At 61.5% G+C, this 21467-nt stretch carries 16 protein-coding genes and 1 tRNA gene; 16 read left to right on the forward strand and 1 reads right to left on the reverse strand.

The annotated features are described in order from the left end of the window. Window position 1 precedes the first annotated feature (1 nt). From ACZ6WW_RS12960 to ACZ6WW_RS12995, 8 genes are all read left to right on the forward strand, one after another. Window positions 2-2311 (forward strand): family 20 glycosylhydrolase, encoded by a 2310-nt coding sequence (locus tag ACZ6WW_RS12960; protein ID WP_465274569.1) that lies wholly within the window; start codon window positions 2-4, stop codon window positions 2309-2311. A gap of 8 nt (window positions 2312-2319) precedes the next feature. Beyond that, complete coding sequence (locus ACZ6WW_RS12965; RefSeq protein ID WP_465274843.1) at window positions 2320-3381, forward strand: acyltransferase family protein; 1062 nt, start codon at window positions 2320-2322, stop codon at window positions 3379-3381. Between the two features lie 64 nt (window positions 3382-3445). Beyond that, window positions 3446-5173 carry an alkaline phosphatase gene (locus ACZ6WW_RS12970; protein ID WP_465274570.1) on the forward strand — a complete coding sequence of 576 codons (1728 nt, stop codon included), beginning with the start codon at window positions 3446-3448 and terminating at the stop codon, window positions 5171-5173. 51 nt (window positions 5174-5224) lie between these two features. After that, a complete protein-coding gene (locus ACZ6WW_RS12975; RefSeq protein WP_465274571.1) occupies window positions 5225-6322 on the forward strand; it encodes a glycerophosphodiester phosphodiesterase in 1098 nt (365 codons plus the stop codon). Between the two features lie 77 nt (window positions 6323-6399). Then, a complete protein-coding gene (locus tag ACZ6WW_RS12980) occupies window positions 6400-7734 on the forward strand; it encodes an alkaline phosphatase family protein (RefSeq protein ID WP_465274572.1) in 1335 nt (444 codons plus the stop codon). Between the two features lie 190 nt (window positions 7735-7924). Continuing rightward, the gene (locus ACZ6WW_RS12985; protein ID WP_465274573.1) at window positions 7925-10249 is read left to right on the forward strand and encodes a TonB-dependent receptor; all 2325 of its coding nucleotides are present in this window, start codon (window positions 7925-7927) and stop codon (window positions 10247-10249) included. A 143-nt stretch (window positions 10250-10392) separates the two neighbouring features. After that, window positions 10393-11658: a sterol desaturase family protein gene (locus ACZ6WW_RS12990; protein ID WP_465274574.1), complete on the forward strand. Its 1266-nt coding sequence runs from the start codon at window positions 10393-10395 to the stop codon at window positions 11656-11658. 70 nt (window positions 11659-11728) lie between these two features. Next, window positions 11729-13162: an amino acid permease gene (locus ACZ6WW_RS12995; RefSeq protein WP_465274575.1), complete on the forward strand. Its 1434-nt coding sequence runs from the start codon at window positions 11729-11731 to the stop codon at window positions 13160-13162. A gap of 49 nt (window positions 13163-13211) precedes the next feature. Here the strand turns inward: ACZ6WW_RS12995 and ACZ6WW_RS13000 are convergent, their stop codons facing one another. Further along, window positions 13212-13787, reverse strand: coding sequence for an outer membrane protein (locus ACZ6WW_RS13000; protein ID WP_465274576.1), 576 nt, complete (start codon window positions 13785-13787; stop codon window positions 13212-13214). Between the two features lie 281 nt (window positions 13788-14068). On the opposite strand from ACZ6WW_RS13000, the gene ACZ6WW_RS13005 reads away from it, so the two are divergent. The 8 genes from ACZ6WW_RS13005 (at window position 14069) to ACZ6WW_RS13040 (ending at window position 21466) form a co-directional block, all read left to right on the forward strand. Further along, window positions 14069-15940, forward strand: coding sequence for a M61 family metallopeptidase (locus tag ACZ6WW_RS13005; protein ID WP_465274844.1), 1872 nt, complete (start codon window positions 14069-14071; stop codon window positions 15938-15940). Between the two features lie 176 nt (window positions 15941-16116). Continuing rightward, a tRNA-Arg gene (locus tag ACZ6WW_RS13010) sits at window positions 16117-16193 on the forward strand. A gap of 200 nt (window positions 16194-16393) precedes the next feature. Continuing rightward, window positions 16394-17368, forward strand: a complete 975-nt coding sequence (locus ACZ6WW_RS13015) for a TolB family protein (protein WP_465274577.1) — start codon at window positions 16394-16396, stop codon at window positions 17366-17368. Window positions 17369-17513: 145 nt separating this feature from the next. Further along, window positions 17514-18905 carry a hypothetical protein gene (locus ACZ6WW_RS13020; RefSeq protein ID WP_465274578.1) on the forward strand — a complete coding sequence of 464 codons (1392 nt, stop codon included), beginning with the start codon at window positions 17514-17516 and terminating at the stop codon, window positions 18903-18905. A gap of 31 nt (window positions 18906-18936) precedes the next feature. Further along, complete coding sequence (locus ACZ6WW_RS13025) at window positions 18937-19740, forward strand: hypothetical protein (protein WP_465274579.1); 804 nt, start codon at window positions 18937-18939, stop codon at window positions 19738-19740. Beyond that, window positions 19740-20621, forward strand: coding sequence for a hypothetical protein (locus ACZ6WW_RS13030; protein ID WP_465274580.1), 882 nt, complete (start codon window positions 19740-19742; stop codon window positions 20619-20621). Before ACZ6WW_RS13025 ends, ACZ6WW_RS13030 begins: the two co-directional genes overlap by 1 nt. 79 nt (window positions 20622-20700) lie before the next feature. Then, entirely contained in the window at window positions 20701-21147 is a 447-nt protein-coding gene (locus tag ACZ6WW_RS13035; protein ID WP_465274581.1) for an SRPBCC family protein, read from the forward strand. After that, the gene (locus tag ACZ6WW_RS13040) at window positions 21134-21466 is read left to right on the forward strand and encodes an ArsR/SmtB family transcription factor (RefSeq protein ID WP_465274582.1); all 333 of its coding nucleotides are present in this window, start codon (window positions 21134-21136) and stop codon (window positions 21464-21466) included. Before ACZ6WW_RS13035 ends, ACZ6WW_RS13040 begins: the two co-directional genes overlap by 14 nt. Window position 21467 lies beyond the last annotated feature (1 nt).

The raw sequence follows: 21467 nt of genomic DNA on the forward strand, positions 1-21467 counted from the left end.
GATGAGAACGATTCGCTACATGCTTTGCCTGGGCCTGCTTGGGCATGCCGTCATGGGGCAGGCCGCAACACACGCCGCACCAACGCTCGATCTCATTCCGATGCCGGCCCATGTGGCGAAGGGGCACGGGACGTTCGAGGTGAATGCGCAGACGCCGGTCGTGATCGACGTAGGCGATGCGCAAGCGAAGCTGAGCGCGGACTATCTGGTTGCGCAGCTTGCACAGGGTCATGGCCCGGCATTGAAAGTACAGGACACGCCGGCCGGTGCGCCGGCAATCGTATTCAAGCGTGACGCCAGCGCGCCGGTCACCCATCCGGAAGGTTATCTGCTCGACGTCACTCCGCAAGGCATTCGCATCACCGCGCGTGACGATGCCGGCCTGTTCTATGGTGCGGTCACGCTATGGCAGTTGCTGACCGCTGCCGGCGACAAGGGCGAGGTGAAGCTTGCCGCTGTGCATATCCAGGATCAGCCGCGGTTTGCGTGGCGTGGTCTGATGCTCGACTCCGTACGTCATTTTCAGACGACCGATGAGATACGCACGATCATCGACCAGATGGCGCTGCACAAGCTCAATGTGTTGCATTGGCATCTCACCGACGACCAGGGCTGGCGCATCGAGATCAAGCGTTATCCCGAGCTGACCCGCATCGGCGCATGGCGCACGCCGCCCGGCGCGGGTGCCGATGGCGAGCCCAAGCAATATGGCGGCTTCTACACGCAGGATGAAATCCGCCAGATGGTGGCGTATGCCGCCGAGCGGCATGTGACGATCGTGCCGGAGCTTGATATGCCTGGGCACGCGCAGGCTGCCGTGGCTGCCTATCCCGAACTTGGCGTCACCGGCAAACGTCCCTCGGTGTCGACCGACTGGGGTGTCAATCCCTATCTGTACAACACCGACGAGCACACCGTGCAGTTCCTTGAGAACGTGCTCGACGAAGTGATGACCTTGTTTCCGTCGCAATACATTCACCTGGGCGGCGACGAGGCGATCAAGGACCAATGGCAAGCGTCCGCATCGATCCAGGCAAAGATCCACGCGCTCGGACTCAAGGATGAAAACGCCTTGCAGAGCTGGATGATCGAACACTTCGGCAAGTATCTGGCCGCGCATGGTCGGCGCCTGATCGGCTGGGACGAGATTCTCGAAGGCGGCGTGCCGCCGAGCGCCACGGTCATGTCCTGGCGCGGCATCAAGGGTGCGGTCGATGCAGCGCGGCAAGGTCATGATGTCGTGCTGTCGCCGGCGCCGGACCTGTATTTCGATAGCGTGCAAAGCACGCGCGACGACGAGTTCTCCGGTCGCTTGCCGGCGATGGATCTTGCGCACATCTATGGTTTCGAAGCGGTGCCCAAGGAATTGAACGCGGCGCAAGCCAAGCATGTGCTGGGTTTGCAGGCCAATGTCTGGACGGAGCACCTGCCCACGATACGGCACGTGCAGCATGCGATCTTTCCGCGCATCGACGCCATCGCCGAAGCAGGCTGGTCGACCAAGAGCGCGCGCAACTGGAACAGTTTTGTCGCGCGGTTGCCTGCGCAGTTCGAGCGTTATCGCAGTGCAGGGGTGGAGGTGGCCGACAGCGCGTTTGCGCCGTCATTCGACTTCGATCGCGATGCAGCCATCGCTACCGGCAAGGCCAAACTCAGTCTGAGCAATCAGGCGCACGCCGGCGTACTGCGCTATACGCTGGACGGTAGCGAACCGACCGCATCGTCTCCGCGCTATACGCAGCCGCTCGCCGTGAATCTGCCGACGACCGTGCGTGCTGCGACGTTCTCGACTGGCGGTACTGTTCTGGCGTCGGCGCGTGAGCGTATGCTCGACCGCGATAGCCTGCTCACCCGCAACAGCGGCGAGCTGCTCAATTGCCCGGGTAGCGATTTCACCCTGCGCGTGCAGCCCATGCCCGATGCCACCGGTGTCGCGCCGGTCTATAACCTCAACGTCTTCGACGCCTGCCGTCGTTATCCGACCGCACGCCTGGATGGGGTGCAGTCGATTCGCGTCGATGTCGCGCGCCTGCCGCGCAACTACGCCCTGGCGCACGAGGCCAAGCTGGTGAAGTCGCATCCGGCGACCACTGCCCATGGCGAGTTGGTGGTCAAGCGCGATCGTTGCGATGGGCCGACCGTGGCGACCTTGCCGTTGCCTGCAGTCGACGGACCGCGCAACTTCACCCTTCAGGGAGCGATGATGCCGACCAAGGGCGCGCACGATCTGTGCCTGATCTTTACCTCGCCCATCGAAGGCCCGCTTTACGCCATCGACAAGGCCGCGCTGCGAGTGGAACCCACACCGTGAGCGGAGTGTTGCGCCGGCTGGCGTCGGTCGATGCGTTACGCGGCTGCACGGTGGCGGCCATGCTGTTGGTCAACGACCCCGGCGATTGGGATCACGTCTATGGGCCGCTGGAACACGCGACCTGGCACGGTTGCACGCCAACCGATCTGATCTTTCCGTTCTTTCTGTTTGTGGTTGGCGTGTCGGTGGCGCTGGCGATCGAGCCGCGCATCGCGATGGGCGCGGACAAGGGCAGTCTGACACGTACCGCCTTGCTGCGCGCGTTGCGTATCCTGGTGCTGGGCGTGGCGATCAATGTGCTGGCCTGGTTGATCATGCCCGGTGCGCATCTGCGTTTTCCCGGGGTCTTGCAGCGTATCGGCTTGTGCTTCGCCGGGACGGCGTTGTTTGCGATCTACACCAGGCCGCGTGTTCAATGGGTGGCCATCGTCGTCATTCTGCTTGGCTACTGGGGGCTGCTGCTTGCAGGCGGTTCGCTTGAGCCTTTCATCAACATAGTCAGCCGATCCGATAGCGCGGTCTTCGGTCGGTTCGTGTATCTGATCGACCCGGCGACGGGCCGTGGTCACGATCCGGAGGGTCTGCTTGCGTCGCTGCCTTCCCTGGCAACCTGCCTGCTTGGGTTATGTGCTGGCCGCTGGCTGCGCGATGGGCAGATGAAACCGCTGTGGATCGCCGGTGTCACCGGGATCCTCCTGGGCGCGCTGTGGTCGCTGCTGCTTCCGTTCAACAAGAATCTTTGGACACCATCGTTTGTGCTGTGGTGCGCCGGATGGGCAGCGCTGTTGCTGGGTGTATTTCATCAGCTGATTGACGAGCGCGGTTGGCCGGCATGGGGGCGCCGCTTCGGCGTCAACGCGGTGGCGGCGTATGCAGGCTCCGAATTGATGCAGATTCTGTTGCCGGGCCTGGGACTGCAAGAGCCGATCTACAACCACGCCTTTGCTGGCTGGATCACGCCCGTGGCAGGTCCCTATGTGGCGTCGCTGGCCTTCGCCGTGGTGTTCGTCGCGGTGTGGTGGGTCATCGTGTGTGTGCTCGATCGACGCCGGATATACATCAAACTGTAAGCAAGATCTTGCGATTCATGGGCTATGATCGGGCGCTTCACGGTTTCATGCCCGCGGGATATCCATGCGTTATCGCAGCTGCCTCGTTCTTTCTTTCGCCCTGCTGGCGGCTTGCGCCAGCCAGACAGTGACGTCGCCGCGGCCGGCCACGATCGACATTCCGGCCATCCAGCGTCCCTCGGGCGAGACAGCGCAATGGTGGTTCCGTAACGGCGCGGCGCAGGCCGCGCAGCACTCGGCGCAGGCGGTATCGACACAGAAAGCCAGGAACGTGATCGTCTTTCTTGGCGACGGCATGAGCATCACAACGATCGCTGCCGCACATGTGCTGGCCGGGCAGCGCAAGGGCGTGGACGGTGAAAGCTATCGCCTGAGCTTCGAGAGTTTTCCTTTCAGCGCGCTCAGCCGTACCTACGAAACCGATCAACAGACGCCCGATTCGGCCGGCACCATGACCGCCATCATGACTGGGGTAAAGACACGCGCCGGCTTTATCGGCGTCTCGCAGCTACCCAAGCGTCAGGACTGCGCCGCCAGCAAGGGCCAGGAACTGGTCACCACGCTGGAGCTGGCATCGGCTGCCGGCATGAGTACAGGCGCGGTAACCACCACGCGCATCACGCACGCCACACCGGCGGCGACGTACGGGCATCTACCCGAGCGCAACTGGGAAGTCGACACCGCACTCGGCACGCAGGCACATGCCGATGGCTGCAAGGACTTCGCGGCCCAACTGGTCGACTTCCCGGCCCGCGGCGGTTTGACCGTGGCCATGGGCGGCGGTCGCACCGAGTTCATGCCCAGGAATGCGGCTGATCCGGAGTACCCGAACAAGCACGGCCAGCGCGCCGATGGACGCGACTTGCTGGCGGAATGGAAAGCCAGGCATCCGGGTGGTGCCTATGTGTGGAATCTCAAGCAGCTCGAAGCTCTCGACCTGGCACATACACCGCAACTGCTCGGCCTGTTCGAGCCCTCGCATATGAACTACGAACACGATCGCCCGCATGACGCCGCGGGCGAGCCGAGCCTGGCGCAGATGACGACCAGCGCCATCGAGGTGCTCAAGCAAAACCCCAACGGCTTCTTTCTGATGGTCGAAGGTGGTCGTATCGACCATGCATTGCATGCGGGCAATGCCTATCGCGCACTCGACGAAACGGTGGCGTTTGCCGACGCCGTACAGGCCGCGCTCGACCACACCGACCCCGCCGAGACCTTGATCGTCGTCACCGCCGACCATAGCCACACGCTGACGTTTGCCGGCTATCCCAAGCGTGGCAACGATATCCTCGGCCTGGTGGCCGGGCCGACCGACAGCTACGACGAAGAGGGCGGCTCGGGCCTCGCGCACGACGCCACCGGCAAGCCATACACCACGCTGGGCTTTGCCAACGGCAGCGGTTACACCGGTGCCAGCGACAGCCAGCCCGAAGGCTCCAAGCGGTTTCCGCACGCGCCGAAGAGCTATCGCGGCAGCACCCAGGGTCGTCCCGATCTGACTCATGTCGCCGTCAACGATCCGAACTACCTGCAGGAAACCATCGTCCCGCTGAAGGAAGAAACGCACGGCGGCGAGGATGTGGCGATCTTTGCCACCGGGCCCGGCGCATCGGCCTTCCATGGCGAGATGGAGCAGAACGCGATCTTCCACATCATCGTGCAACACGCGCCGCGCATCGGCGAGATGGCCTGCCGCCTGCAGGCGTGCAATGCCGATGGTGTGCCGGTCGACCGGCCTACCTATGAGGCCTGGTTACGGCAAGTCAGCAAAGACGCTCTTTTGCGCTGACTGTCACAGAGTTTTCTTACCCTGGGCGCGAAACGCCCATGGAGTCCTTGCATGAAATCGTTAAGCTGGGCCATCGCCCTCACCGCCGGGATTCTGGTCATGTCCGCCCCTCTTGTCGCCAAGGAAGCGCCCATTGCCGCCAAGGTGCTGGTCATCGGCCACCGCGGCGCCAGCGCGCTGCGCCCGGAACATACGCTGGCCTCCTACAGCAAGGCGATTGCCGATGGTGCCGACTTCATCGAGCCGGATCTGGTGATGACCCGCGACGGCGCGCTCGTCGCTCGCCACGAAAATGAAATCAGCGGCACCACCGATGTCGCCAAACACCCGGAGTTCGCCGGGCGCAAGACCACCAAGAGCGTCGACGGGAACAACATCACCGGTTGGTTCACCGAGGACTTCACGCTGGCGGAACTGAAAACCCTGCGTGCCCGCGAACGTCTGCCGCAGTTTCGCAGCACGCAGTACGACGGCCAGTTCCAGATTCCGACGCTCGACGAGATCATCGATTTCGTAGCGGCGCAGTCCGCGACCTATGGGCGTCCCATCGGCATCATTCCCGAGATCAAGCACGGCACCTATTTCCAAAAAATTGGTCTGCCGATGGAGCAACGCGTACTCGGTACGCTCGATGCACATGCCTATACCCGCACGGCGCCGGTGGAAATCCAGTCCTTCGAGATCGCCAACCTGCGTTACCTGCGCGGCAAGCTCGGCAAGAACCATCCCAATATCCGCCTGCTGCAGCTGATCGATGACGCCGACACGCAGCCGTTCGACGTGGTCGTCGCAGGCGGCAAGCTGCGCTACGCGGATATGCTCACGCCGGCGGGATTGCGCGACATCGCCACGTACGCCGATGCGATTGGCCCAAACACTCGCGCAATCATTCCGTTGGCAAGCGATGGCAGCCTGGGCGAGCCCACGTCGCTTGTGCACGACGCGCATGCCGTCAAACTCGAAGTGCACCCCTATACGTTTCGCCCCGAGAATCATTTTCAGGCGAAGAACTTCTGGCAGGGCACGGATCCGAAGCAGTTCAACGAGAACGGCTCGGTGGCCGAAATCCGCTCCTATCTCGATGCCGGTATCGATGCTTTCTTTACCGACGATCCTGCCTTGGGTCGGCGCGCACTGGACGTGCGATAAGTTTACGACACGCGTCTGTCATGGCCTTGTAGCGCGCAACCGCAAGCATCTACGGTTTCCATCAGGGGATGTTTCGGATGCGCGCATTGTTGCGAGGCGGTTTGCTGGGTCTTTCGTTGATGCTGGGTGCGGTGCCCGCGATAGCCGCACCGGTCCTGCTGATTTCCATCGACGGACTTCGTCCGGATGACATTCTGCAGGCCAGGCAGCGTGGTCTGACCCTGCCCAACCTGACGCGCTTCGTGACGCAGGGCAGTTATGCAAGCGGCGTGACCGGTGTGCTGCCTACCTTGACCTATCCGAGCCACGTCACGCTGCTGACGGGCGTGACGCCGGCCGTCCATGGCGTGGGCGGCAATCTCACCTTCGATCCGCTCAACAAGAATCAATACGGTTGGGATTGGTATGTCAGCGACATCCGCGTGCCGACGCTGTGGGCCGCTGCACGCGCGCAAGGGTTGAGCACGGCCAATGTGCATTGGCCGGTAAGCGTCGGCGCGCCGGCGGATTGGAATCTTCCGCAGATCTGGCGCACCGGAACGCCTGACGACCGCAAGCTGTTGGCTGCCCTGGCAACACCGGATCTGTTGCCCGGTCTGGAAAAAGACCTTGGGCCTTATCCGCTGGGCATCGACGAATCGCTTGACGGCGATGTACGTCGTACACGCTTCGCGGTAGCGCTGCTGAAGCAACATTCGCCGGCCTTCATGACGGTGTATCTGGCATCGCTGGATCACGAAGAGCATGCCAAAGGTCCCGGTACGGCGGATGCCAATCGCGTGCTGGAACAGCTCGATGTTCAGATCGGCCAGTTGGTCCAGGCCGCGCAACAGGTGCATCCGGACGGCATCGTGGCTGTGGTGTCCGATCATGGTTTTGCATCGGTCGAGCAAGACGTCAATCTGTACGCGCCGTTTATCAAGGCCGGTTTGATATCGGTCAAGGACGGCGAGGTAACCGATTGGCAGGCAGCCGTCTGGAACGATGGTGGCAGTGCGGCGATCGTACTGAAGAACCCGGATGATGCCGCGCTGCAGGCACGTGTGAGCGCATTGTTGAAAACGTTGGCAGCCGATCCGGCCTATGGCATCGACAACGTGATGGATCGCGCGAACATCGCCAAGAAGGGCGGCGCAACCGAGGCGAGCTGGTTCGTGATCTTCAAGCCCGGCTTCGAAATGGGCATCAAACCCGACGCACCGCTACCGGCGCCTTCGCACTATCTAGGCATGCATGGTTACGATCCCGCGCGTGTCGATCAACGCGCGACGCTTTTGATCCAGGGCAAGGGCGTTGCCGCGGGTCGCAACCTCGGCCTCGTGGATATGCGCGATATCGCACCGACGCTCGCGATGTGGCTTGGCGTCAGCTTGCCGCAAGCTCAAGGCAAGCCTTTGGACATCAAGCAGTAAAGAAGGCGATTCATCGAGGGCGTTGTCATCAAAGTCGTGCGGTGCGCGTGCGAGACGACATATCAATGTAAGCGCAATTTCATAAACCTTCCGCATGCTTTCACGATCCATCGCTTGGGGGATGGATCACGACACCTTTGTCCAATAAATGACGCGGCTACGTTCGTAGCCGCGCTGGGGATGCGCACGCATGTCGAACCGCCTGTTGTCTAGCCGCCGCGCCACGTTGGCGCTGGCTCTCATGATCGCATTGCAAGCCAACGCATACGCTGCCGACGAAACGACGCCGGCAACCGATGCCGCACCGGCTGCGGATGCATCGGTAAAACGCCTGGAAGCGGTTTCTGTTATCGGACAGGGCGAAACGCGCCAGATTCAGCGTATTACGGTCGACGACGTCAAGGCGCTGCCACCGGGAACGAGTCCGCTCAAGGTACTCGAATCCAAGCCGGGCGTGCATTTCGAATCGGCCGATCCGTTCGGCAACTACGAGTGGTCGACACGCATCAGCTTGCGTGGTTTCAATCAGAATCGACTGGGCTTTACGCTCGACGGCATTCCGTTGGGCGATATGAGCTACGGCAACCAGAACGGCTTGCATATCAGCCGTGCCTTGATTGCCGAGAACCTCGACGGCGCCGAACTTGCCGAAGGTATCGGCGCACTGGGCACCGCATCGACCAGCGATCTGGGTGGCACCATCCAGTTCTATTCCAGCGATCCGACCCCGCAGTATGGCGTGACGGTCGCGCAGGGCTTTGGTACCGATTCGGCGCGCCGCACGTATGCGCGTCTCGATACCGGCGATCACAACGGCTTCGCCATGTATCTGTCGGCCGCGTATTCGGACGTCGACAAATGGAAGGGCGACGGCGAGCAGAACCAGTCGCAGTTCAATGCCAAGGCGGTCTACAACTTTGGCGACAGCAAGATCGGCGCGCTAGTCACCACGTCGAGCCGCGATGAGAACGACTACCAAGATCTGTCGCTGGCGCTGCAGCGTCGCAATGGCTGGAACTGGGACAACTTCCGTCCGGACTGGAGCCGTGCTTTGCGCGTGGCTAATCAGTACCAGACCACCGGAACCGTGTCCGACGGCAATGTGCAGACGCCGGACGATGCGTATTACGATGCGCGCGGCTTGCGTGACGACACCATTGCCAGCGTGTTCGGTGACTTCGCGCTGAGCGACACCGTGCGCCTGAAGGCGACCGGTTACTACCACAACGATCGTGGCCAGGGACATTGGTTCACGCCCTACGTGGTCTCGTTCCCCGGCACGCCGCAGCAGACGCCGATCTCGATCCGTACCACCGAATACGGCATCGATCGCGCTGGCGTCACCGCCGCGTTGAACTGGGATATCGGTATCCATCATCTGGAAGCCGGGTTCTGGTACGAAGATTCCAATCACAACGTACAGCGCAACTACTACTACATCACCGGCCCGCTCGACGATAACTATTTCCTGAGCGATCCGGATCTTCGTCAGTTCTACCAGCACTACGAAACCGAAACCCGCCAGTTCTACGTGCAGGACAGTTTCCGTTTGCTGGACGATCGCCTGAGCGTCGACGTCGGCTTCAAGTCGCCCGATACGAAGGTGACGGCGCGCGATGTCCCCGGCACGCTGACCTATGGCACGCCCGGCGCCTACGCCAACGGCGAGCTGACCGCGAAGAAGAACTTCCTGCCGCAGGTCGGCGCCAGCTACCGCATCGGCGGCGGTTGGGAAGTCTTCGGTTCCTACGCCAAGAACATCGCGGCCTACCAGGCCGGCATCACCGGTCCGCTGGCAACGACGCAGGCGGCGTTCGACACCTTCGGCAAGCAGCTCAAGCCGGAACAGTCGCGCACCATCGAAGGCGGTCTGCGCCAGGTGACGGATTTCTACGAAGCCTCGCTGGCCGTCTACGACGTCAAGTTCAGCAATCGTCTGCTGGTGATCTCCCAATGCGCGGGCATCATCGGTTGCGCGTCCGCGTATGCGAACGTGGGCTCGGTGACGAGCCGTGGTGCCGAGCTGGCCGTCAACTTCAAGCTGGCCCAGGACTGGCGCTGGACCAACTCGCTGTCCTACAACCGTGCGCGTTACGACGACAACTACATCAATGGCGTCGATGGCCAGGGCCAGCCGGTGGTCGTGCCGACCAAGGGCAAGACCGTGGTCGACAGTCCCAAGCAGTTGCTCGCCTCGGAAGTGATCTGGACGCCGGGCCCGTGGGATATGCGTCTCTCGGCGCACTACACGGGCAAGCGCTACTACACCTACATCAACGATGCAGGCGTGCCCTCGTACTGGATCTTCAACGCGGCCGTGGCGTACGACTTCGGCAAGCTCAGCATGGCCGACGACCTCAAGCTGGCACTGAACGTGACCAACCTGGCCGACAAGCACTACTTCGCCACCGTGGGCTCCAACGGCTTCGTGGTCAGCGACCCGACGGGTACGTTCCAGACGCTGCTGCCCGGCGCACCGCGTGCGGCGATGTTGACGGCGACTATCCGGTTCTAATGCTCGACGGGAAAGGGATTTCCCAACGTTAAAAAGGCGGCCCGGCGTCGATGCCGGGCCCGCCCCTCGGGTTCGCCGAGCGTTTGAAATCGAAAACGCGAACAGCGCTACACTCGGCTCGCCTGGACCGGAGAGGGCGCAGTTTGAACATGCAGGAAATCATCATCACCTGGGCGACGCCAGTGTTCTTTGTGCTCATCGCGCTGGAACTGCTGATCGCCCGGTGGCAAGGCAAGCGGGTTTATCACAGCAGCGACGCGATCAACAGCTTGTCGCTGGGCGTGATCTCGCAGATCGCCGCCGTATTCACCAAGCTGCTGACCTTGGGGATCTATGCCTGGTGCGCGCAACATCTGGCGTTGTTGCATCTGCCGGCCGATAGCGTGTGGGTGTGGGTGAGCGGGTTGTTGCTGTATGACTTCTGCTATTACTGGCTGCATCGCTTTGGCCATGAGGTAAATATCCTCTGGGCCGCGCACGTGGTGCATCATCAAAGCGAGGACTACAACCTGAGCACCGCGCTGCGCCAGACCGGCAGTGGTGCCTTGCTCGGCTGGCTGTTCTATCTGCCGATGGCGATTATCGGCTATCCGCTGGAAGTGTTCGTCGTCGTTGCGTTGATCGATCTGCTTTACCAGTTCTGGGTGCATACCGAAGTAGTGCGCCGCCTGGGCTGGTTCGACCGCGTGTTCTGTTCGCCATCGAATCATCGGGCGCATCATGCGGTGAACGACAAATACCTGGACCGCAACTACGGTGGGGTATTGATCATCTGGGATCGCCTGTTCGGCACGTTTATCGAAGAGGACGACAACGATCCGCCGATCTACGGCACGCGTTCGCCGCTGCGTAGCTGGAATCCGCTCTGGGCGAATGCCGAGGTGTATTGGGCGACCTTGAAGGACGCCTGGCACGCGCGTCGTTGGCGCGACAAGCTGCTCATATGGTTCAAGCCGCCCGGTTGGCGTCCGGCCGATGTGGCCGAGCGCTTTCCGAAGAGCGCGTTCGATATCGGACGCGAGCGTTTTGCGCCGCCATTGCCGACCCCGCTGGTGATCTACAGCCTGATTCAGTTCGCTCTGCTGTTGGCGATGGGTGTGCATTTTCTCGACCTGGCCAAGCACATGCCTGCGTCGAGCCTGCTGAGTTATGCCGCCTTCCTGCTGCTCAGCCTTTATGCCCTGGGCGCGATGACCGAACTGCGTCGTGGCGGCGTTGGACTGGAGCTGCTGCGTCTGGCGGCGACCGCCGCGATTCCGTTGGTGACCGGCGGATGGTTCGGCGTGATGCAGCTGGACGCTCGCGTATGGTCCGCATTGGTCGCGGTGCCGGCAGCCAGTGCTCTTGTATTCCTTTTACTCATATGGGGCGTGCGCCGGCATCGTGTAGGACGCGCCATTTCAGGCTAAAACGCAATTGCAGCATGGCGCGACCGGAGCGAGCGGTTATGATCGCTCGACTTCGTTCTAGGGTGTTGCGATGAGTTTCTTGAGCAAATTGGTCCGCCACAAGCCGGTGGAGGTGTTGCAGGCCGAGGCGGGCAAGCGAGGCGACTTCCGTCGCGTGCTCGGCTTGTGGCAGCTCACCGCGATCGGCATCGGCGGCATCATCGGCGTGGGTGTTTTCGTGCTGGCCGGTCAGCAGGCCGCCCTCAACGCCGGTCCGGCCGTTGCACTGTCTTTTCTGATTGCCGGTATTGCCAGCGCGGCGGCCGCTCTTTGCTATGCCGAATTTGCGGGCATGATTCCGGTCACCGGCAGCGCCTACACCTACGGGTACGCGGTGCTTGGCGAGTTGGCCGCGTGGCTGATCGGTTGGGATCTGCTGCTGGAATATGCGTTGATTGTCGCGGTGGTGGCGATCGGTTGGGCCGGCTATGTGCAGTCTGCGCTCGGCAGCTTGGGCATCCACCTGCCCGTGTGGGCGCAAGGTGCCATGGGTACGGGAGACGGTCACGTTTTCAACGTGATTGCCGCGCTGGTGACGCTGGGCGTGTCGGCGTTGCTGATCTTTCGCACCGAATGGGGCGCACGCTTCAATACCCTGGTGGTGATCATCAAGGTGTTGGCGGTGGCCTTGGTGATCGGCGTAGGCGTGTTCTACGTCAACCCGGCCAACTGGGTGCCCTTTATTCCGGCGCGCGTGGTCGGGCCCGATGGCATCGGACATTTCGGGTTCCAAGGCGTAGGGACGGCAGCGGCCGTGGTGTTCTTTGCTGTGTTCGGCTACGACACCCTGACCACCGCCGCGGAGGAGTCGAAGAACCCGCAACGCGACCTGCCACGTGCCGTGCTGTTGTCGCTGGGCATCTCGATGGCCATGTACCTGGCCGTGTCCATGGTGTTGACGGGTATTGCCCACTATTCCAGCCTCAACACGGATGCACCGGTAGCCGATGCCTTCAAGGGGCTGGGCCTGCATTGGGTGGCATTGACCGTATCGGTCTCGGCGGTGTTCGGCCTGATCAGCGTCTTGTTTGCCTTCATGCTGGGCGCGACACGCATCTGGTTTGCGCTGTCACGCGATGGCTTGCTGCCGGGCTGGTTCGCCAAGGTGCATCCCCGTTACGGCACGCCGCATCGACCGACGGTCGCATTGGGTGTGTTTACCGCGCTGGTGGCGGGCCTGTTTCCGTTGGATGAAGTGGCCAAGCTGGTCAACATTGGCGTGCTGTCCGCCTTTATCGTGATCTGTACCTCGATCATCGTGCTGCGCGCGCGTCAGCCAGGCCTGCATCGTTCGTTCCGCACGCCGTGGGTGCCGCTGGTGCCGATCGTCGGTATCGCCTTCTCGATCTGGCTGCTCTCCGAGTTGCCATTGGCCACCTGGGAGTTGTTTGTCGTCTGGACGACATTGGGGCTGCTGGTCTACTTCGGTTACGGGATCAAGCACAGCAAGCTCGAAGCTCAGTAAGAAAAAGGGCGCCGAGGGCGCCCTTTTTTTTATCGCGTTGCCGAATCGCTTAGAAGCGATACTCGTAAGACACCGAGTAGGCAGCGATGTTGGCTGCGCCGCGGCCATCGCCCTTGCGACCTACCTTGACGTGGTAGTTGTCGTAGTTCAGGCCGAGGCTGGCGTTCGAGGTCAGGTTGTAGCCCACGCCCGCACCGCCGTACCAGCCGTTGTTCCAGCTGCGCGACTTGGCGGTGAAGTCGCCGTCGGTACCGGTGACGATCGAGCGCGTGCGCGCGTAGCCAGCGTGACCGGTGACATACCAGTTCGGCACGAAGTCGTACTTGGCGGTGACGCCGACCGTGGCGGCCTGGGTCTTTACGCTGGTGGATGCGTCGCCGCTATCGAGCTTGGGACGACCCAGGTAGGCATAACCGACTTCCGCGCCGACGATGCCGTTCCAGCGCCAGCCGAAGCGGACGTTCTGGAACACGCTGTTCTTGTGCGTGAAGCTGTCGCGCAGGTTGGACTGGCCGAGGTTGCCGGCAACAAAGAAGTCGTTGGTTTGGCTGGAGGCGTCGGCCTGAGCGGCGAACGGCAACACAGCGGCGACGGCCAAGGCGGCCGTGATCAAGGTCTTTTTCATGAGAACTCCGTCTCTAGTTTTGATGATTCCCGCTGCACCGCCTAAGAGGCTGCTGCGGCACTGCGTCGGGGATACGCAGCCGAAGGATTATACGATTTTCACCTTCCCACGGCCTTTCGGCCGTATTGGACAAAGCGTCGCGGTGCTGTCGTGACCTCTGGCAGGGGGTGCTGAACGTCATGGCGGTCTAGCATCGCCCGGTCAGATTGTGTACAGCCGGCGACTCCGGCTTCCGTGTCCATGGGAGACCTCTTTTGAAAGCTTCGCGCCTTGTTTCCGCCATGGTTGTTTCGGCCCTCGGGCTGAGCAGCTTTGCCGCCGTCGCCGACGTGCCCGCACCGCAGAACGTGCCTTACCAGGGCACGCTGAAAATCAATGTCGACGCTACCGATATCGGGCGCCGCATTTTTCGCGTGCACGAGACGATTCCCGCGCAAGCCGGTGCGCTGACGCTGCTGTACCCGCAATGGCTGCCGGGCAACCATTCGCCGACCGGCCCGATCGACAAGTTCGCCGGCCTCAAGGTCACGGCCAATGGCAAGGTGCTGCCGTGGGTGCGCGATCCGCTCAATGTCTACGCGTTCCACGTCGACGTGCCGCAGGGCGCGAGCAGCGTGGAGGTGGAGTTCCAGTTCCTCTCTCCGCAGGACCAGCGCCAGGGTCGCGTCGTGATGACCCCGGAAATGCTCAACCTGCAGTGGAATACCGTGTCGGTCTATCCGGCCGGCTACTACAGCAGCCAGATCAAGGCCGAGGCCAGCGTGACCTTCCCGGCAGGCTGGCAGTTCGGCAGCGCGCTTGAAGTGGCTTCGCGCAATGGCGACACCGTCAACTTCAAAGAGATCGACTACGACGACCTGGTCGACTCGCCGATCTACGCTGGCAAGTACTTCAAGCGCGTCGATCTCGACCCGGGTGCGAAGACGCCGGTATTCCTCAACATCGTAGCGGACGATCCGAAGTATCTGGAGATCAAGCCCGAGCAGTTGAAGGTGCACCAGAACCTGGTGCAGCAGATGTACAAGATGTACGGCGCGCACCACTACAACCACTACGACTTCCTGCTCTCGCTCAGCGACAAGATGAGCGGCAACGGCCTGGAACATCACCGCTCCAGCGAGAACGGCGTCGGTCCGAGCTACTTCACCGAGTGGGACAAGAACACGGTCGAGCGCGACCTGCTTTCGCACGAATTCAATCACTCGTGGGACGGCAAGTACCGTCGCGGCGCCGACCTGGCCACGCCGAGCTTCAACGTGCCGATGCAGGACAGCCTGCTGTGGGTGTACGAAGGCCAGACCCAGTTCTGGGGCTATGTGATGGCCGCGCGTTCGGGCCTGTGGAAAGACGACCAGGCGCGCGACATGCTCGCCTATGTTGCCGCCACCTACGAGAAGGGCCGCCCGGGCCTGCAGCAGTGGCGCAACATCCAGGACACCACCAACGATCCGATCATCGCGATGCGTCGTCCGTTGCCCTTCCGCAACTACCAGATGAGCGAAGATTACTATTCGGGCGGCCAGATGATCTGGCTGGAAGTCGACGCCAAGCTGCGTGAGCTGTCGGGCAACAAGAAGTCCATCGACGATTTCGGCAAGTCGTTCTTCGGCGTGAAGAACGGCGAGTGGGACGTCAACACCTACACCTTCGAAGACGTGGTCAAGACGCTCAACGACATCCAGCCGTTCGACTGGGCGCCGTACCTGCGCGAGCGTCTGGACGGCCATGGTCCGATCACCAACGGCATTGCCGCGCACGGTTGGAAGCTGGTCTATAACGACAAGCCCTCGGACATGGTCAAGGGCGTGGAGATGCGCCGTGGCTCGACCGACCTGACCTATTCGCTGGGCGTGTCGATCGGCAAGGGTGGCGACATCAACGACGTGCTGTGGGACGGCCCTGCATTCAAGGCCGGCCTGTCGCCGGGCATGAAGCTGATCGGCGTCAACGGCAAGGAGTTCTCCGGCGACGCGCTGAAGGATGCCATCACCGCATCGGCCAAGGACAAGAGCAAGCCGGTCGAGCTGCTGGTCAAGAACTTCGACGAGTTCCAGACCCTGCGCATCGACTACCACGACGGCCTGAAGTACCCGCATCTGGAGCGCGACACCGGTACCAAGGACACCCTGTCCGACCTGCTCAAGGCCCGTTGATCTCCGGCCACGCGTAACAAAGCGATTCTTCTCCCCCGGCTTCGCCGGGGGAGAAGATGCCGGCAGGCAGATGAGGGGGCCTCCCCTCAGGCTGGGCCTGACCGCCAAGCTCCGCTATACTCGCTCCCCTGCCATCGGGCCGCCTCGCGACCCATCCATGCATGGCAGCGCATCATGCGCCCGTAGCTCAGCCGGATAGAGTAGTGGCTTCCGAAGCCATTGGTCGGGGGTTCGAATCCCTCCGGGCGCGCCATTTCGCCTACATCGCCGTATCGATGTATGTGCGACCTCGATAAATCCCGCTTGTCATGAACCCGTCCCGAGCCGGCTGCACCTGTATGTGCCCGTTCGTCATGCCGGCGTAGCCGCTCATCACAAAACTGCGGCGAGCCGATCGTGCTCTCCCGATCATGGGGCAGGTCGCATCGACCGCCATTCGACGGAGAAACAAGCATGAAGTTGCGCGCAATCGTCTGGGCCTCAGCGTTGGCCCTGGGTTTCATCGGTTCGGTGAATGCCGCGGAGCTGCTCGGCCCGGGCGTGATTTCAACCGGCATGCAGGAAACCACCGCGGCTTTTTCCCCCGATAGCGAGACGCTCTACTTCATGCGTTCCGACCTGGCCGAAACCGACGACACCATTCTTGTTTCGCATCGCCGTGGAAGCAGCTGGTCTGTACCGGAAGTCGCGTCGTTCTCGGGACAATGGCACGACTCCGAGCCGGCCTTCTCGCCGGACGGCAAGCGTCTGTACTTTGTCTCCAATCGGCCCGTGCACACCGGTGATGCACCGGTGACCGCCAGCATGCTCGGCCAGACGTTCGCCGGCACCAACCTCTGGTACGTCGAGCAACAGTCGAATGGACGCTGGAGCGAACCCACACATGTGGACGGTGCGCTCAACGAGGGTGCCATGCTCTACAACCCGTCGATCGCGGCGAGCGGCGATATCTATTTCTCCGCGCATCGCCCCGATTCCGGGGATCACTATCAGATCTATGTGGTGCATCCGACGGCTGACGGCTATGCCGCGCCGCAGCGGGTCGATCTGGGCGACGTATCGCATAACCGCATGGATCCCTGCATCGATCCGCAGGGCCGCTTCCTGTTGTTTGCCGGCAATGAAGGCGACTCGCTGGGCAGTGCGGATATCTACATCGCTTTTCGCAACGCCGATGGTAGCTGGGGCAAACCCGAGCATCTGGGTGGCGACGTGAACAGCAAGAGCCTGGAAAACGCACCGACACTTGGCCATGCATTCGGCGAGGTCTATGTGTCCAGCAATCGCCAGGAAGACGTGCGATTTCCCAAGCCGCGGGACACCGCAGCCTCACTGCAGAAGAAGCTGACCGGTCCGTTCAACGGGTCGCGAAATATCTGGCGCGTGGACATCGCCGATGTGCTGCGTGCGCATGGGATCAAGGATTAGCCGGACGAGCTGGCCGTCGCAGCGGCTGGGCTCACCTTGAAGGCCGTGATGTTTCCCCATCAGAATGCCGCTTGATCCCGCCTGGCGGTTCGGGGCGGCCAGGCTGGAAGCTTGAACAGGGGAAGTGAGCGTGGCCAGGAAATACGTGAAGTCGCACGCCCGCGCGTTCGTACTGCGTGGGAGCCTGATGCTTCTTGGATGGTTCGGCGGAACGGTTGCGATGGGGGCGGATGCGCCCCAGGCAACGCGTGTGGTCATCGAATCGGGCTGGGGTGGTCTGAGTCCGGATATGCCGTTTCTGACCCATATCGCTATCGAGCGACGTGGGGACGCCTACGAGCTCAGCGGTGGGCACAGCAAGCATCATCTGGGTAAACCGCAGCCGGAACAGACATTTCCTCTTCAGGCGATTCCGGCGGCGGCTATCCAGCGCCTGGTTGCAGCCATGCAGGCGCCGCCGCAGTCGCAGATCGATCTGATCGTGTTGCGGCCGGCGGTCGATAAGGTTCAAGCGCGAATCGATCAGCTATTCTCGAAAGTACGGCTACCCGATGCACCGCCCATGTTGCGCGAGAAAATCGCCGCCTGGCGAGAGGCGCTGCGTAGCTCCGACACGCTATCCAAGGCATTGACCAAGGGCTTCGGTGCGACGCATACCGATGACTATCCGTTTATCAAGGTCGATGTCACGTTATCGGATGGCTCGACGTTGTCCGTGCGTTCGGGCTCCCAGCAATATCTGATGCTTCCCTGGAAGACGGGCGGTTCCAGCCCTACCTACTCCGCCGAACTGCCGGGTGCGATAGATGCGCTGCTGCCTGCGGAGGCGACCAACAAGGAGCGCCTGGAAGGATCGATAAGGCCAAATGAACTGGACGAGTTGCTTAATTTCGGGCTGGGATCGGATGCGTCCCGTTTCCTCGCCGAAGCCAGTGCACCCGACGCACTCCGGCTTCTGGAGTCGCGCTTCGAGGTCAAGGATGTCGAGGTCGTCAATTGGCATGGGCGCCATATCGCCGCCACGTTAAAACTGCCCGGTGGGCCGGCGAACCTGACGTTGGCAACGCGGCTGCTGCTGTCGCAAACGGCACTGGCCGACAGTCATGAAGTCGATCGGATTCAACAACAGTTGACGCTGGCGCAGACGTCTCCCGGGATGGCGGCACAGATGCAGGCCAAACCGAACACCGATTTTCTTATTCAGGACAACTTCGGCTGGGCCTGGTTGAACAAGAAGACGGTTGATCAGTTTGTCCAGCAGATGCGCGCCATGAAGAAACTGCCGGAACTGAAAACCGATCCATCCCTGATGCAGGGCGCCGTGATGATCACGGAAGGACAGTCGCCGGTTTATTGGATCGTGCTTTCCGACGGTCGCGCAGTGCGTTGGAAGGAATACGCATCCAGTAAAGATATAAAAAAGAGCGAACGTTGCGAGGGCATTCTCCACGACGATGACGACCCGCCCAGTCTCCCTATACCGGATAGATGCCTTGGCGATGTGTATGGAATCGATGCCGACGTAAAATCTCATTAAAGGCCGCGAGCGGCCTTCCGAGGGGGAGACGATGCGTTCCAGTCATAGCCGACGTTGGTGGCCCATGGCTTTGGCGATCCTGTCGGGGTCGCTGTTGCTCGGTTTCGGGCTGTATCGCTACACCAGGCCTACACCCGTCGTACCAACACCTCCGACGCTGGCGCCGGGAAGCCACCAGGTCAGTGAGGCAACGATCAGGGGCGATCTGTTGCGTGTTGTGATGTTGGAGAGGTGCAACGCCAATGACCTCGATTTCCTGGATGGCAGCATGGACGACCGGCTTGGTCTGGGTCAGACCCGGTGGCCCTCCAATGGTGCGCGACAGGATGTGATAGGGGTCATGCCCATGATCTACGACATGAAGTTGCAGAACATTCGCTTGGCCTTGCAAAAGGAACGAAGCCTTGTGGCAGCGTTGCCTGGCGATCAGACGAAAAATGCGTTGAAGATGTATATCGCTGCCCAGCAAACGTTAGCCAATTTGTATCAGCAGGAGTTCGTGGCCAGGCAACCCATGCTGCAAACCGCAGCGAAGCTGCTCGGCCTGATGGCCGATGCGAGATTGCATCATGTCGAGCCCGCGACCCAACCCGGTTGGGTAGATGCGGTAGCCACCTTGGGCTCGCAAAAGAAGTTCTATCAAGCACAGGCATCGCCGTTGCTCGAAGGCATTAATCACCAGTGGGGCGACCTCAGTCGCCTGGCGGGCGTCGATGCCTTCGTTACCGAGCCGAGTACCGAACATTGCCCGCCACGGCCCAACGTCGTCGGTTCCAGCGAATTCATGGTGGCCATCTATTATCGTTGGAAAAAGTTTCCGGACCTGGAGCGGTAATGAACATCTTCAAGCTGCGTCAAGGCGAACATCACAGCGTCACGCTGACGGCGAGCAACTTCCACACCGAAACCGGCAAGAAGGCGCCGTGGTTTCAGCGTCGTGGCGACAAGATGATGCACTACGCGGTGTGCCCGGAGTGCGACAACCCGATGAACATCGTCAATCTCGATGTCGATCGCAAAGTCGATCTGGGCGAACGGCCGTTGCCGCTTTATGCCAAGCATGCGATCAGCTCGGTCGAGGGCATTGGTGAATATGATCGGGAAGCCTACGAGGATTGCAGTCTGCGCGATCCCTCGTCGTTCAATGGCAAGTCGAGCAAGCGCAAGCCGGGCAAGGTGGCCAACGGTATCGTCCAGGCGCTGATCGATCGCGCCGACGCCGTGCATTTCTTCATCGAGCGCTTCCTTGGACTGGATATCACCGACGTGCTGTTCGAATCCCTGCTGCGGGAATTTCATAAGCAGGACGGACAACTCTATCGTGCGGCCAGCACGTCGAATCTGCCCTATGCCTTGCTTTATATGGGAGGCAACCAGAGTACTTATGGTTGTCGGGCGAAGCAGGGCTCTCCGTTCTACGAGGCGTTGGCGCACAGCAGTTACTTCAAGATCAAGGACGATCGCAGCTTCGGCTACAAGCAAGCGAAACAGAAACCCAATCCGCGCCTGCGTTTCTTTGTTACCGACCATGTGATTCGTAAGGTGCAAAGCGAGCAGGGCATGGAACAGACCATGACGCTGGTGGTGGAAGAGGAGCTTGGCAACACACGAACGCAGCTGTTGCTCAAGCCGATCGAACTGGAGATCGATTTTTTCCGCAAGGTCGCCGACAAGCGGTTGCGGCTGCGCGAACTGGCCAAGGCCGCGCTCGTTTAGCCCTGCTGGAAATGCAACCTGAAGGTTGCAAATGACTTTGCCCTGCGGTAGCTTAATGAGCAACCAGGAGGTTGCTTATATGAACGATCGCATCGAAAAGCAGATTGATCTGAAAGCGCCCGTTGAGCGGGTCTGGCATGCGCTGACCGACCACGAAGCCTTTGGCGAATGGTTCCGGGTCAAGCTGGATGGCCCCTTCGTCAGGGGCGAGGTATCCAGCGGTCATATCACCTGGCCGGGTTACGAGCACCTGCGTTGGGAGGCAAAGATCGAGCGGATGGATGCGCCACGCATATTCGCTTTCACCTGGCACCCCGCCGCGATCGATCCCTCGGTCGATTATTCGAAAGAAACACCCACGCTGGTGGAGTTTCGCCTTGAGCCGATTGCGGGCGGTACGCGGCTCACCGTCGTGGAGTCGGGTTTCAACGGGCTACCCAAGCATCGCCTGGGCGATGCAATGCGTATGAACGATGAAGGCTGGACGACACAAATGGAGAACATCCGTCACTATGTCGAGTCGTAGAGCACGCCGTTACGACGCCGCCCCGATCTTTGCGGCGCTCGGCGACCGCACGCGGCTGGCTTTGGTCACCAAGCTGAGCGACGGGCAATCGCGCTCGATCGCCCAGCTTTGTGCCGATGCGGCGATCACCCGGCAGGCCGTCACCAAGCACCTGCATGTCCTCGAAGATGCGGGGTTGGTGCGCAGCACGCGCGCGGGGCGCGAGAGTCAGTTCGAGCTGCGACCGGAATCGATCGTGCAGATGCGCGAGTATCTCGACGAGGTTTCGCGGCAGTGGGACGACGCGCTGGCGCGCCTGCGTGCGTTTGTGGAGCGGTAAC

Source organism: Dyella sp. NPDC103356 (assembly GCF_055584465.1).

Coding starts and splice junctions, on each gene's coding strand:
- ACZ6WW_RS12960 (WP_465274569.1), top strand. CDS start 2: ATGAGAACGATTCGCTACATGCTTTGCCTGGGCCTGCTTGGGCATGCC.
- ACZ6WW_RS12970 (WP_465274570.1), top strand. CDS start 3,446: ATGCGTTATCGCAGCTGCCTCGTTCTTTCTTTCGCCCTGCTGGCGGCT.
- ACZ6WW_RS12975 (WP_465274571.1), top strand. CDS start 5,225: ATGAAATCGTTAAGCTGGGCCATCGCCCTCACCGCCGGGATTCTGGTC.
- ACZ6WW_RS12980 (WP_465274572.1), top strand. CDS start 6,400: ATGCGCGCATTGTTGCGAGGCGGTTTGCTGGGTCTTTCGTTGATGCTG.
- ACZ6WW_RS12985 (WP_465274573.1), top strand. CDS start 7,925: ATGTCGAACCGCCTGTTGTCTAGCCGCCGCGCCACGTTGGCGCTGGCT.
- ACZ6WW_RS12995 (WP_465274575.1), top strand. CDS start 11,729: ATGAGTTTCTTGAGCAAATTGGTCCGCCACAAGCCGGTGGAGGTGTTG.
- ACZ6WW_RS13000 (WP_465274576.1), bottom strand. CDS start 13,787: ATGAAAAAGACCTTGATCACGGCCGCCTTGGCCGTCGCCGCTGTGTTG.
- ACZ6WW_RS13005 (WP_465274844.1), top strand. CDS start 14,069: ATGGTTGTTTCGGCCCTCGGGCTGAGCAGCTTTGCCGCCGTCGCCGAC.
- ACZ6WW_RS13015 (WP_465274577.1), top strand. CDS start 16,394: ATGAAGTTGCGCGCAATCGTCTGGGCCTCAGCGTTGGCCCTGGGTTTC.
- ACZ6WW_RS13025 (WP_465274579.1), top strand. CDS start 18,937: ATGCGTTCCAGTCATAGCCGACGTTGGTGGCCCATGGCTTTGGCGATC.
- ACZ6WW_RS13030 (WP_465274580.1), top strand. CDS start 19,740: ATGAACATCTTCAAGCTGCGTCAAGGCGAACATCACAGCGTCACGCTG.
- ACZ6WW_RS13035 (WP_465274581.1), top strand. CDS start 20,701: ATGAACGATCGCATCGAAAAGCAGATTGATCTGAAAGCGCCCGTTGAG.
- ACZ6WW_RS13040 (WP_465274582.1), top strand. CDS start 21,134: ATGTCGAGTCGTAGAGCACGCCGTTACGACGCCGCCCCGATCTTTGCG.